11 protein-coding genes are annotated in these 12,884 nt (G+C 44.8%); 8 read left to right on the forward strand and 3 right to left on the reverse strand.

Features of this window, described 5'->3' with window-relative positions; translation table 11 throughout:
* Window positions 1-12: 12 nt before the first annotated feature.
* Entirely contained in the window at window positions 13-300 is a 288-nt protein-coding gene (locus tag ACQEXP_RS02695) for a YeaC family protein (protein ID WP_269377153.1), read from the reverse strand.
* A 104-nt stretch (window positions 301-404) separates the two neighbouring features.
* Here ACQEXP_RS02695 and ACQEXP_RS02700 point away from each other — a divergent pair, with 104 nt between their 5' ends.
* On the forward strand, window positions 405-1,223 hold the full coding sequence (locus ACQEXP_RS02700; RefSeq protein WP_426967990.1) for a DUF2989 domain-containing protein: 819 nt from the start codon (window positions 405-407) through the stop codon (window positions 1,221-1,223).
* Window positions 1,224-1,281: 58 nt separating this feature from the next.
* On the opposite strand, the gene msrB is transcribed toward ACQEXP_RS02700, so the two are convergent.
* Entirely contained in the window at window positions 1,282-1,686 is a 405-nt protein-coding gene (msrB, locus tag ACQEXP_RS02705; RefSeq protein ID WP_138972392.1) for a peptide-methionine (R)-S-oxide reductase MsrB, read from the reverse strand.
* Between the two features lie 335 nt (window positions 1,687-2,021).
* Between msrB and gap the strand changes: the two genes are divergently transcribed.
* The 7 genes from gap to ACQEXP_RS02740 all read left to right on the forward strand — a co-directional run bounded on the left by gap (window position 2,022) and on the right by ACQEXP_RS02740 (window position 10,694).
* A complete protein-coding gene (gap, locus tag ACQEXP_RS02710; protein ID WP_269377151.1) occupies window positions 2,022-3,017 on the forward strand; it encodes a type I glyceraldehyde-3-phosphate dehydrogenase in 996 nt (331 codons plus the stop codon).
* Window positions 3,018-3,183: 166 nt separating this feature from the next.
* Window positions 3,184-4,068, forward strand: a complete 885-nt coding sequence (locus ACQEXP_RS02715) for a D-hexose-6-phosphate mutarotase (RefSeq protein ID WP_426967993.1) — start codon at window positions 3,184-3,186, stop codon at window positions 4,066-4,068.
* A 242-nt stretch (window positions 4,069-4,310) separates the two neighbouring features.
* The gene (locus tag ACQEXP_RS02720; RefSeq protein WP_426968041.1) at window positions 4,311-6,347 is read left to right on the forward strand and encodes a methyl-accepting chemotaxis protein; all 2,037 of its coding nucleotides are present in this window, start codon (window positions 4,311-4,313) and stop codon (window positions 6,345-6,347) included.
* 133 nt (window positions 6,348-6,480) lie between these two features.
* Window positions 6,481-7,299 carry a 23S rRNA (guanine(745)-N(1))-methyltransferase gene (gene rlmA, locus ACQEXP_RS02725; protein WP_426967995.1) on the forward strand — a complete coding sequence of 273 codons (819 nt, stop codon included), beginning with the start codon at window positions 6,481-6,483 and terminating at the stop codon, window positions 7,297-7,299.
* A gap of 87 nt (window positions 7,300-7,386) precedes the next feature.
* Window positions 7,387-8,334: a ChaN family lipoprotein gene (locus ACQEXP_RS02730; protein WP_426967997.1), complete on the forward strand. Its 948-nt coding sequence runs from the start codon at window positions 7,387-7,389 to the stop codon at window positions 8,332-8,334.
* Window positions 8,335-8,509: 175 nt separating this feature from the next.
* Window positions 8,510-8,866: a hypothetical protein gene (locus ACQEXP_RS02735; protein ID WP_426967999.1), complete on the forward strand. Its 357-nt coding sequence runs from the start codon at window positions 8,510-8,512 to the stop codon at window positions 8,864-8,866.
* A gap of 250 nt (window positions 8,867-9,116) precedes the next feature.
* The gene (locus ACQEXP_RS02740) at window positions 9,117-10,694 is read left to right on the forward strand and encodes an alkaline phosphatase (protein WP_426968043.1); all 1,578 of its coding nucleotides are present in this window, start codon (window positions 9,117-9,119) and stop codon (window positions 10,692-10,694) included.
* A 111-nt stretch (window positions 10,695-10,805) separates the two neighbouring features.
* Here ACQEXP_RS02740 and ACQEXP_RS02745 read toward each other — a convergent pair whose 3' ends face one another.
* Window positions 10,806-12,482 (reverse strand): mechanosensitive ion channel domain-containing protein, encoded by a 1,677-nt coding sequence (locus ACQEXP_RS02745; protein WP_426968001.1) that lies wholly within the window; start codon window positions 12,480-12,482, stop codon window positions 10,806-10,808.
* Window positions 12,483-12,884 lie beyond the last annotated feature (402 nt).

A 12,884-nucleotide genomic window follows, 5' to 3' on the forward strand; every position in this document is an offset into this window, starting at 1 on the left:
TTTATTGAAGCGTTAGTCATTCAAATTAGGATTAACGCGCACAATATCCTCTTGCCCTTGTTGGAATTGCTTCTTCAGTTCCGCTTTAGACTTAAAGCTAATCTCTCCACCTTTGGCAACCGTCATGTGCTGAGCTTCAGAATTATGTTTAGATTGATACAACATCACAGCCTGCATACAAGAATCTCGCTGCTGTTGAGAAAGTGGGGTACCCTCAGGCCACTTACCTGTTTCTACAGCAAAAAGTAGACGCTCATATGCCTCAGGTGTGATGGCGTTAATTAACTGCTCTGCGTCCATGGTATATCCTATAATCAATCAAGATAGACGAACATTAACTGGCTGGGAGCTTGAGTCAAGGCAACTGCTAATAATAAGCGTAACGGATCACAAGCAATAATAATATGAAACTAACGAATGTCCTCACTTTACTAAGCGCCAGTATTGCGCTCACTGGTTGTTTTGAAGGAAACAAGAATACTGAACAACTTTGTAATGATAATCCAGGGCTTCAATGCCAACGTCTTAATGTCGGAGACGGTCAGTGTCGAGTGCCACGGACGGATCTAATTTGGCATCGCTTCGAAGTGTTGAAAAACCCAAGCGACGATAACTACATCAAAGAGTACGAACTACTTTCAACTTACAAGAAGTGCCTTGAACTTGCTTCTCAAATTCAGCCCATTGATCAGTCAGGACTCAAACAACGTCGCTTTGATGCATTAATTAACTCAGGCCAAGACCTAGAGGCCATTGTCTCTCGACTAGAAAAATCCAATGCCCCTCAATCTCTCTATTTTTTATGGAGTCAAACAGGCAGTGACCCAGCCCGCCGAGCGTTTTTGCAGTTAGAAGGGACACCGTCTCTCGAAACGGCTGAGATGCAGTATGCTTTGGCAACATTCTATACCAGCAGAGACCAAGCTAAGACGCGTCAACTTCTTGTTCACGCACTAGAGCTCACTAAGCGCGGCAAAGTTAACACTGAAATATTCAAATCCTTGGCAAGCACCACCTATCGACTCGGTAATAAAGAAGAGGCTTATATTTGGACTATGGTAGCGCAACGCTTCAACGTACCCATTGCTTCGGAAAGTGAGCTGCAATTGCTATACGGTTTTGATAGCAGTACTTATAGCCAGTTAGATGATATTGCAGGGAAGATAGAAGAGATGGTGAACAACGGGACGTTCAACGCGTCAGTCGTACCTAAGTTTAAGTAGCCCTAAACCATTCATTGAAAGGATAAAACAAATAGCGGTGATTAAATCACCGCTTTTTTTATGAATTGTTGAAAATTAACGACACAGAGTTCACACAGAATCTCTCACCTGTCGTCTTAGGTCCATCAGGAAAAACGTGACCCAGATGGCTATCACAGGCTGCACATCTAATCTCAATTCTCACCATTCCGTGACTGAGATCTTCTAAATAGCGAATCGCCTCACTATTGATAGGGGCATCAAAACTAGGCCAACCGCACCCCGAATCGTACTTATTGTCTGAGGTGAATAGTGGTGCTTGGCAGCAGGTACAAGAGTAAACTCCGGTTTGTTTGTTATGCAGCAGCTTACCGGAGAACGGTGCCTCTGTACCTTGCTCCCTACAGATACGATATTGCTCATCAGACAACATCTCACGCCAGTATTCATCAGGCTTCACAACCTTTTCTACCTTATGTTTCACGGGCTTAAATCTCCACATTCTCATTTTTTATTCTGACTTTTTTCGCGAAAAACTTGCGAACAATAACCTTTGTAGCACATACTTTGAGACCATAACAGGATGGTTAAACTTTCAGCACAGCTGTCAACATCTGAACTATTTTACGTCAACTGGCTAGGGAAAAAACCAGTAATCCGTTCAAAACATGACCATTTGCGACTAATTGTGAAAAAAAGCGACGCTTTTTTTTGACTTTAAACAAGTTAAGTCCGATTATCTGTTGCAGATTTTGACTGGATTCTGTAATTTTACTACCAGTTATCTTTAATCAGAAATTAAGTTGTGGAGCAACTATAATGACTATCAAAGTAGGTATTAACGGTTTTGGCCGTATCGGTCGTTTCGTATTCCGTGCAGCACAAGAGCGCGCAGACATCGAAGTAGTAGGTATCAACGACCTTATCGATGTAGATTACATGGCATACATGCTTAAGTACGACTCAACTCACGGCCGTTTCAACGGTACTGTTGAAGTTGAAGGTGGTAACCTAATCGTTAACGGTAAAACTGTACGTGTTACTGCAGAGCGCAACCCAGAAGACCTAAAATGGGACGCAATCGGTGTTGACGTAGTAGCTGAAGCAACTGGTCTTTTCCTAACAGACGAGACTGCACGTAAGCACATCACTGCTGGTGCGAAGAAAGTTGTTCTAACTGGTCCTTCTAAAGACGCTACTCCAATGTTCGTAATGGGCGTTAACCACGCTACTTACGCTGGTCAAGACATCGTTTCTAACGCTTCTTGTACTACTAACTGTCTAGCGCCTGTTGCTAAAGTTCTTAACGACAAGTTCGGTATCGTATCTGGTCTTATGACTACAGTTCACGCTACTACAGCAACTCAAAAAACTGTAGACGGTCCTTCTGCTAAAGACTGGCGCGGTGGTCGTGGTGCTTCTCAGAACATCATCCCATCTTCAACTGGTGCTGCTAAAGCTGTAGGCGTTGTTCTTCCAGAACTAAACGGCAAACTAACTGGTATGGCTTTCCGCGTACCAACAGCTAACGTTTCTGTAGTTGACCTAACAGTTAACCTAGAGAAAGGCGCATCTTACGAAGCTATCTGTGCAGCAATGAAAGAAGCTTCTGAAGGCGAACTAAAAGGCGTTCTAGGCTACACTGAAGATCAAGTTGTATCTCAAGACTTCATCGGTGAAGTTCAAACTTCAGTATTCGATGCTAAAGCTGGTATCGCTCTAACTGATAACTTCGTTAAAGTTGTATCTTGGTACGACAACGAAATCGGTTACTCAAACAAAGTTCTAGACCTAATCGCTCACATCTCTAAGTAATTTTTACTTAGTCAGCGTTTAGCGAAGAATTTCGTTAAAGAAAAGGCGGCTCTTGAGTCGCCTTTTTAGTATCTGTTGGTTTGGTAATACTATCGAGATTACAGCCCATTGTTCATTGCTGCCGAGTGAACAGTTGAATGTAATTTCTCTCATCAGGGACAATAGAATGAATTTAACTCAATTACCTGCTTTAACCGTTCTTTCTGACAACGTCACTATCGTTGAAAAAGACAAGGTTAAAATCGTTCGCATTATTCATGATAAAGCCACCGCAGGCATAGCACTGCACGGCGGTCATGTCGTTTCGTTTCAACCAGCTGGTCAGCCTGAACTGATCTGGATGAGCGAAGAGGCTATTTTTGATGGTAGCGCAGCACTGCGTGGCGGCATTCCTGTTTGCTGGCCTTGGTTTGGCAGAATTGCCGCTCCCGCACATGGCTTTGCGCGCTCGTCGCAATGGCAACTAATTGAACATCGAGAAAATGAACATGGTGTTATCGTTGAGCTAGGCCTGAGCAATAATGAAGAGACCCAAGCAATCTGGCCGTATCAATTTGATGCTCGCCTGATTGTTGAAGTGACGGAACAGCTTAAAGTCACGCTAAAAGTGACCAATACTGACGACAAATCTTGGATGTTCTCTGGCGCGTTGCACACTTACCTAAACGTTGGCGACATCGCTCAGGCTCAAACTACAGGTATGGGTTCAGAGTACGTAGATAGCTTACAGGCAGGAAAACTATGCCAAGGTGGTGATGTACTCAGACTCACCGACACCATTGATCGTGTTTACACTAAGCCAGAGCAAGAAATTCTCGTTCAAGATCCCGTTCTGAATCGCACCATTAAAGTGGAGAATCAGGGACATAACTCAGCTGTTCTTTGGAACCCATGGGCTGAAGGCGCAAAATCGATGGCTGACATGGCAGACAACGGCTACCAAACCTTCCTGTGTGTTGAGTCTACCCTTCATGCTCAATCTCTTGAGCAAGGAAAATCACTGCTACCTGGCGAAGTTCATGAGCTAGTGACCACCATTTCAGCAAACTAACGGCTTTTGTCGCAGGATAACCTCCTGCGACATTTTCTCACCTCGAAATCAATTCCTTATTTCCTCGGTCTTATTGGTTTCTCGCGACCGAATTCGAGTGCTTATTGTTCAAGCTATCACTTAAATGATTAATTTGAATCAATTTCAAACAATCCATAAGTCATTACTATGTTTGCTCGATTTGCTGCACAACTGATCACATTTGCACAATAACAAAAGTCTAAAAGACAGGATTATTAATGATGCTAGAAAAACTCAAAAACCAAAGCGTTGGGTTCCAGCTAAAGCTGGTGATTTTGCTTTGTTTACTGGTTTCGTTTACCGGTACCGCGACACTGGTTTACCGGAATGCCTCAAATGTATTACTTGATACCACTCTAAGAGAACATCAGTCAAAGGTAGAAGCGATGGCGATGAACATCGCTGGTCAATTTGACGCTTATCTGCATACGGCAAAAGTGCTTGAGTCAACGTTTAGAAATGGCTATCTGGCAGGCGTTTATGTCGAAGACTACCAAGTAGAATTTGCTGGAAAATCCATTCCCAATATCACTCAATATGGTGAGAGCCTAATTGGTGATACCAAGCTGGTCGATAGCTTCACTCGTGATACAGGCGCTGTTGCAACTTTATTCGCACCTTTAAACGGCGACTTTGTCCGAGTTTCAACCTCGTTAAAAGATCCATCAGGTCAGCGTGTGATCGGTAGCTACCTTGGAAAGGATCACCCTGGATACCGCCAACTCGTTAGTGGGCAACCCTACTACGCCCAAGTAAAGTTATTTGGTGAAAGCTATATCACCTACTATGCCCCGATCAAAAATGCGGCTGGCGAAGTCAATGGGATCTCATTTATTGGCCTACCTGTAGAGCGGGCAACACAGGATTTGTTCAAATCTCTCGAATCTATTCGATGGGGTGACACCGGCTACACCATCATCGTCGACAATCGTGAAGACAATCTAGGTAAGTACCTATTGCATCCAATTCACGACCAGAATGCGCCTTCCATCCTAGAAGTCAGTGATTACGATGGCAACAAACCGTTCTATCAAATCTTTGAGCAAAATAGCGGATTGATTCGCTATCCATACGAATACCAAGGTACCGTGGGTGAAAAGTACCTTGTTTACACAGAAGTACCTGGGTGGAACTGGAAACTGCTTGGCGGTACCTTTATTCAAGAAGTAACGAAAGGCAGCGACACTTTACTTAAACTGATTATTACTATCGCGACTGTGGTTGCTCTGATCACCTTTATTATTCTGACCGTATTCCTCAATAGAAACTTGAAGCCACTGACAGTGCTCAATGGTTACATGACACGCTTAGCAAAAGGTGAAGTGAGCCTTGATATCCCTTCTAGTAATAAAGCGTCGAAGAACGAAATCATCAATCTAGGCAATGGCGTTGCCAATATGGCTACCCAACTAAACACCTTAGTTGGAGAGATCCGCACGACAAGCGATTCTGTCCAATTGGCGTCACAGAGCGTCTCTAGCGACGCCCAACGTAATTTAAACCAGTCAGACCTTCAGCAGCAACAAGTCGAGCAAGTGGCAACAGCGATCGAAGAGATGGCCTCATCGGCACAAGCCGTCGCGCAGCAAGTTGAAGCCATTGCCGAAAATGTACGTCTTACCAATCGAGATAGCCAATCTGGTCTAGAAGTTGTTGAAAACGTCTGTATTGACGTCGCACAGCTAAACGATCAGCTCGACAATTCAGCGAAAGCAATAGAACAAGTCAACATCGATAGCGAAGCAATTCAGACTGTAACCAAGATGATTGATGAGATTGCAGAGCAAACTAACTTGCTTGCGCTTAACGCTGCCATCGAAGCGGCACGTGCGGGCGAACAAGGGCGTGGATTTGCCGTTGTGGCTGATGAAGTTCGTACACTTGCTCACCGTACCCAAACGTCGGTCAAGGACGTTGTGACCATTATTGAACAACTAAAGAGTTCAACGAATAACGCCGTAACCTTGATGTCTCAGAGTCAAGTGAATGCCAATCAGGTTCTCGATAAGGCGCAAGAAGCGGGTATTGCGCTCGAAGCGATCGCGGCACAAGTTCAAGCTATCGCGGGTCAAGCGGATACAATCGCCGCCACGTCAGAAGAGCAAGCTAACGTATCGCAAGAGATTGCTACTAATGCCAACTCAATTAGTGAGCTAAACAAAGAGAGCCGAGAGACCAGTGCGAAAACCACAGAGAGTGCTGAGCATCTGATCAAGCAAGCCACCTCACTGAAACAGCAAGTGGACTTTTTTCACTAAGCCATCTCGGTAAAGAGACCGCTTCTCTATCAGGGCAACACATGGTGTTGCCCTGTTTGTTACTAGGTCACCGCTAGTCTGCTGCCCTGCTTCCTGATAAACTTCGCCCACTCAGTATCGATTAGAGCCAGTTATGTCCTACACCTGCCCATTATGTCACCACCCTCTCTCCCTACTCGAGCGTACCTACCGCTGCGAGAATAATCATTCTTTTGATCTCGCCAAAGAGGGGTATCTCAACTTGATGCCTGTGCAGCACAAACGCTCGAAAGATCCCGGTGACAATAAAGAGATGATGCAAGCTCGTCGACGCTTTCTCGACAAAGACCATTACCAGCCGTTGAAGCAACGAGTCGCAGACTTGATTTCAGAGCTGCTGATCAACAGCGAGCATCGCTTACTGGATATTGGTTGTGGGGAAGGCTACTACACAACTGCAATATCTGAGTCACTAAAGCAACAAGATGCGAATTCCGCGACTTATGGCTTAGATATTTCTAAAGTAGCAATTCGTTACGCTGCTAAGCGCTATCCAAACTGTCAGTTTTCTGTAGCTTCAAGCCATAGGCTGCCTTTTGCTGATGGCAGTTTTGATGCCGTACTCCGCATCTACGCTCCTTGTAACGCTCAAGAACTCTATCGAGTTACGACGGAAAATGGGGTTGTCATCACGGTCACACCTGCCGGTCGTCATCTCTATCAGTTGAGAGAAGAGATCTACCCTGATGTTCGCTTACATAGTGAAGAAACGGAAGCGATCGAAGGGTTCGCTCTAGAGCATCAAGAGACGCTAAGCTACAAGATGAAGCTGAGTGATGGGGATGGCTTCGATCTGCTGCAAATGACGCCATTTGCATGGAAAGCCGATGACGCACTTAGAGAAAAATTAAAATCGGCTACACTGTTTGAGTGTGAGGCTGACTTTATGATTCGGGTTTACCGCAAGCAATAAACCAAAGTCGATAATTATTCTCATTTTCATTGAGTTCATTCACAGTCTCCATTACTATTGCCGCTCAAGTTAATGGAGGCTGCTATCATGCTTCGGTATATCGCCGTTTTATTGAGTTTTATTGCCCTTACCGCCTGCTCATCTGCAGACCCTACTCACGAATCGCAAGGTGTCGTCAGTTTCTATGACTACCAACTCTATAGTCCAGGCAACGAGCCCATCTCAATCGATTCTCTGCCCGACGCGTTAACGAAGGCCAACGTGATACTGATTGGTGAGTGGCATACACACAGCGCAATTCACCGCTTTCAAACCGATCTCGTCAAACAGCTGTTTCGCATTAACCCACACCTGACGATCTCCATGGAACAGTTTGCACGCGACAAACAGTCCGTATTGGATACATACCTTGATGGTGAAATCGGCGAGCAAACCCTGATCAAAACCGCCAATGGCTGGCCTAACTATGAAAGCGACTACCGACCACTGGTTGAGTTCGCCAAATCGAATTCACTGGACGTCATTGCATCAAACGCTCCTAAACCTCTGGTGCGCTGTATTGGGCGTCAGGGTATCAGCTATCTTGACAAACTCTCGAATGAAGAGAGACAGTATCTTGCCCGTGAGATCGAGACGGGCTCTAGCCCCTACAAAGAGAAGTTTATGGCGTCTATGCATCATGGGAAACCAGAACAATCTGAGCGCCAATATGCAGCGCAAGTCACATGGGATGAAACCATGGCAGAGTCAATCAGCGACTACTTAAAGCAGAATCCTCGTCATCAAATCATCCATATCGCAGGAAAGTTTCACACTGAGCAAGGTCTAGGAATCGAAGCCTCTTTACTGCGAAGAATGCCTGACCTCAACGTCGTCGTCATCACACCGACAAGCTCACCGACTGTCGAGCCTGATAATCATCGAGATTTTCGCCTGCACGTACTGGCGCCTCCGACGCGTTACATAAAAGCTGAAAACCGCCTTGCGGCCTTCCAGCACTTAGCAACACGAAATGATGAGCTAACCTGTAAATAGGCACTGCTCTTGCTTGATACCAATGACCCCGTTGCGCTTTGTTAAAAAATATTAACGACGTGATAACTGGGCACGGTTTATGCTTGGTCTTTTTTCATACAAATCTCGCATATTTTGCACAAGTTTTTCATCAAGCAGCCGATATATTGTCTGAGGATGATGTAAGGAGATCATTATGACCCCAGTAGGAATGGAGCCAGCTAAGCTGTCCCCAACCCAGCAGGTAAAACCTCAAGCCAATGCAGTTAGTGCAACGAACAACCCTGCTCCACTTAAAGTTGAGCAAAATAAAGTGACCCTTTCCGAGGAAGGTAAGGCACTTCTAGCTGCACTACAGGAAATTGAGAAAGAAGGCGTACAAGCGAAGAATGAGAACAAAACTGTCGGTGACAAAGTAGAGTCGTTCGCACACGGCGCGTTAGGCATGGATCATCCAGATAAGATCAAAGAAGAGGAAGACGGTTCTTATTCTGCGGGGCAATATCTTTCCGCAGCGGCAACTGTAGGCGGAATCCTACTGGCTATCCTTTAACGTTGGTCAGTAGATACCTTGTTATTACAAGGCATTGGCTGTTGCCAATCGATATACGGCCAACCTGCCCCTCTTATTTGCCACAGCGCTAACTCCCCCTTAGGGCAAAGCCCACCTGCAGGTAGGCTAACTTCTTGCCGCCCGCAAAATCGAATAAAAACTCAGTTTTATATTTATGCAATAAATGTGAAACGCGTTTGCCATAAATCAGTGTTTTAATCGTGTCGCTTTTAGAAATAAGGACTATATGATGAAGCACTTAACCAAACCTATTCTCGTCGCCGTCGCGACTTCTGCGCTCTCTTTTAACGCATTATCAGCAGAAATCAAAAACGTAATTCTTATGATCGGCGATGGTATGGGACCTCAACAAGTGGGTCTGCTAGAAACCTACGCCAACCAAGCTCCTAACTCTATTTACAAAGGCAACACGACGGCCTTATATAAACTCGCTCAAGAAGGCGTTATTGGATCTTCATTGACGCATCCAGAAGACGCGATTGTTGTCGATTCCGCCTGTTCAGCCACCATGCTTGCAACCGGAATTTATACAGCTTCAGAAGTGATCGGTGTTGATTCACAAGGTAACCATGTTGAGACAGTTCTAGAACAAGCAAAACGCGTTGGTAAAGCAACGGGACTCGTTTCAGATACACGATTAACACACGCAACGCCAGCCGCTTTCGCTGCGCATCAACCACACCGCTCTCTAGAAAACGATATCGCCGTAGATATGCTCGAAACTGGTGTCGATGTGATGCTATCTGGCGGCCTACGTCATTGGATTCCAAAATCGACCAATGATAAGGGTGACACATACAAAGCGCTAGAATCCCTTACTCAAGGAGACGTTTACCTAAAATCAAAACGTAAAGATGAGCGAAACCTCGTTGCGGAAGCGAAAGACGACGGCTACCAACTGGCCTTCAACCGCAAAATGCTAGATAAAGCGGATGGCAACAAGCTACTTGGTCTCTTCGCCTACTCCGGTATGGACGATGGCATTGCTTATAGCAATAGCAAAGCAAGCGCCGAACGTACTCAGCCAAGCCTTAAAGAGATGACTGAAAAAGCAATCAACATCCTATCAAAAGATAAAGATGGCTTTTTCCTAATGGTTGAAGGTGGGCAGATCGACTGGGCGGGTCACAGTAATGACGCAGGCACAATGCTGCATGAAATGATTAAGTTCGACGAAGCAGTCCAATCTGTTTATCAGTGGGCACAAGGTCGTGATGACACCTTAATCATCGTCACCGCGGACCATGAAACAGGCTCGTTTGGCTTTAGCTACTCTTCAAAAGATTTACCAGCACCTCAAAAACGTTCAGGAGAAGCCTTTGCAAATCGAGACTACGCGCCTAATTTCAATTTCGGTGCTTTCGATATCCTAGATGGCCTATACAACCAAAAGCAAAGTTATTACGGAATGATCAGTGAGTTCCAGAAACTGGATAAAGCTGAACAATCCCCTGAGAACTTGGCGAAAATTGTGAATAAGAGCAGTGATTTTCCAATCACAGCGGAGCAAGCTAAGAACGTTTTGGCAAGCAAGCCCAACCCATACCGTTTAGCCAAACACAGTTATCTTGCGGAAGAGCAAATACCAGCAATCAACGATTTCGATGCCTTCTTCCCGTACAACGATCGCGGCAACCTTCTTGCTCGTGAACAAGCAACAGCGCAAAACATTGTTTGGGGCACGGGTACGCATACACACACACCGGTCAATGTTTTTGCCTGGGGTCCTGTAAATACAATTCTGCCAGTATCAAAAATCATGCACCATTCAGAGCTAGGTGAGTTCATTAAACAACAAGTGAAATAACACCACTAATTAGAACTCGCGCTACTTAACGCCCTTCGGGGCGTTTTTTGTTTCGGGCTGATCCTTGAAACAGTTGAGGAATAAAAAAGAGCGCCCGATGGCGCTCTCTGTCTAATCTTGATCTAGTTGGGTTTGCTTAACCATGTGCAAATGAACGTCTTGCTGTGGGAATGGAATAGAAATGCCTTCTTTGTCAAAACGCAGTTTGACTTCTTTAGTGACATCCCAATAAACATCCCAGTAATCGTCTGTTTTGACCCATGGACGAACAATAAAGTCCACCGAAGAGGTATTCAGGGTATGGACTCGGATATTCGGTTCTGGAGTACGTAAAACTGAAGGATGAGAAGTAACAATTTCAGTTAAAACACGCTCAGCTTTAAGTAAATCGTCACCATAGCCAATGCCGAATACCATGTCGACACGACGCAGACGCTCATGAGTAACGTTTTTAATCACATCTCCCCAGATTTTGCCATTCGGAATGATAATAATCTGGTTGTCAAAAGTCTTAATCGTGGTGTTCACTAAACTCATATGGCTCACTTTACCATCAACACCTCCAGCGAAGACGAAGTCACCGACATCAAATGGGCGATAGATAAGCAGCATCATACCCGCCGCAAAATTCGACAGGGTATCTTGTAATGCAAAACCAATGATGACACCCGCAATACCGAAACCGGTCAGCACCGGTGCTAAATTTAACCCGATCTGGGAAAGCGAAACCAAAATCCCTATCACCCAGACAATATTGCCTGACATGCCGACAAAAAAGTCCTGCATCAATTGTGATAATTTAAGGTTCTTCGATACCACCGTTTTACTAACCACTTTGCGCGTCAACTTCGCCACCATACTGGTCGCAAGCAACAGCAGAGCGAAAACGAACAGTTGGAACAAATGCTGAGGAGCATTATGTGCTAGCCAATCCCAAATGTTGGTCGACCAATGAGAAATGATCGAAATTAGCACCTGTCCATCAAACAAGTCCTGCGTGATACTGCCGGTCACTTCAAACATCAAACGTTTATACTCGGACGTATCAATACCAAGTTGGTCAGCGATGGAAATCAGTGAATTTAGGCTTTCAACCGCAATCGACATACGCTGCTTAAGCACTAGCTGAGACAGCTGTAAGGACGACTTTTCAGATTCCGGACTGGCCGATAACTGTTTACCCACGACACTGACTTGCTGATTGAAATACTCCACAGACGCCGACATAAGGCGCAATCTCTTGCTCACTGAGTCACGAAAGCTTTCCGTTGCAGCTGTTTCATCCACCCCGAGCTTGGTCAACCATTCAATGTTCTGCCAGCTAGACTCAATGACGTTGTCAAAGTAGTGCTGTAATTCCTGATAATCATTGAGCAGAGCTAGGCGTTCATCATCTTTGGCACCATTGATCTTTTCATTAAGATCTTTGATTTTGCCTTCTAAATAAACACTGGCACCCTGCGAGTAGTTTTGTTGCATCTCAACTTGTGAAATCAAGGTTTGCTTTGGCAGCGAATCACGTTCAATAGCGCTGGCTAGTGTCGAGCGCAACTCTTCGTTCTTTTGGAATAATTTAAGCTGCAACGCATCCTTATCTTGCCCAGTACTGGTCAATAGCGCATCGGATAACTCTTTTAAATCTAAATTAATTTTTTCTAGGGTTTGCTCAGCTTTGGACGGTACCTCTGGCTCTGCCGAGGCTCGCACGGAATAACTGGTGAACGCACTCACTACCACCATTAGTCCCAAAAGGGAACACAACCAAATTCGACTAGATAAATGCTTCATTAGCCCCTCAACCATTAAGCCTTTGTTTCTTTTATAGATAGGTCTTAAGTGTACACCACAGGCAAGTAAACACGGCCTATTAATCGTCAATACATTGCAAATAGTAAAGTAAGCAACACATTACTTCGAAAATGGTTTCACCACAGGTGTACCGATGCTACTAATTTAGTTATTAATAGCTCACTATCTAGCATGTTTGGATAGATGGTACTCTTCTTGCTTCCGGGCAACTTTTTGCTCGAATCGAGCAAGATCTTGCTCAGATCGAGCAAAAAGTTGCTCAGCTTGTATATTAACAAACCCTTAAATTATTGAAATATATACAATTTCACTTTGGCACGCTTTTTGACTAAGAGTGAGTGTTATTACACTCAACCTCTAAGGATTTTACTATGCCAACTC

It is taken from the genome of Vibrio sp. TRT 1302 (assembly GCF_050113875.1).
Lineage (GTDB): Bacteria > Pseudomonadota > Gammaproteobacteria > Enterobacterales > Vibrionaceae > Vibrio.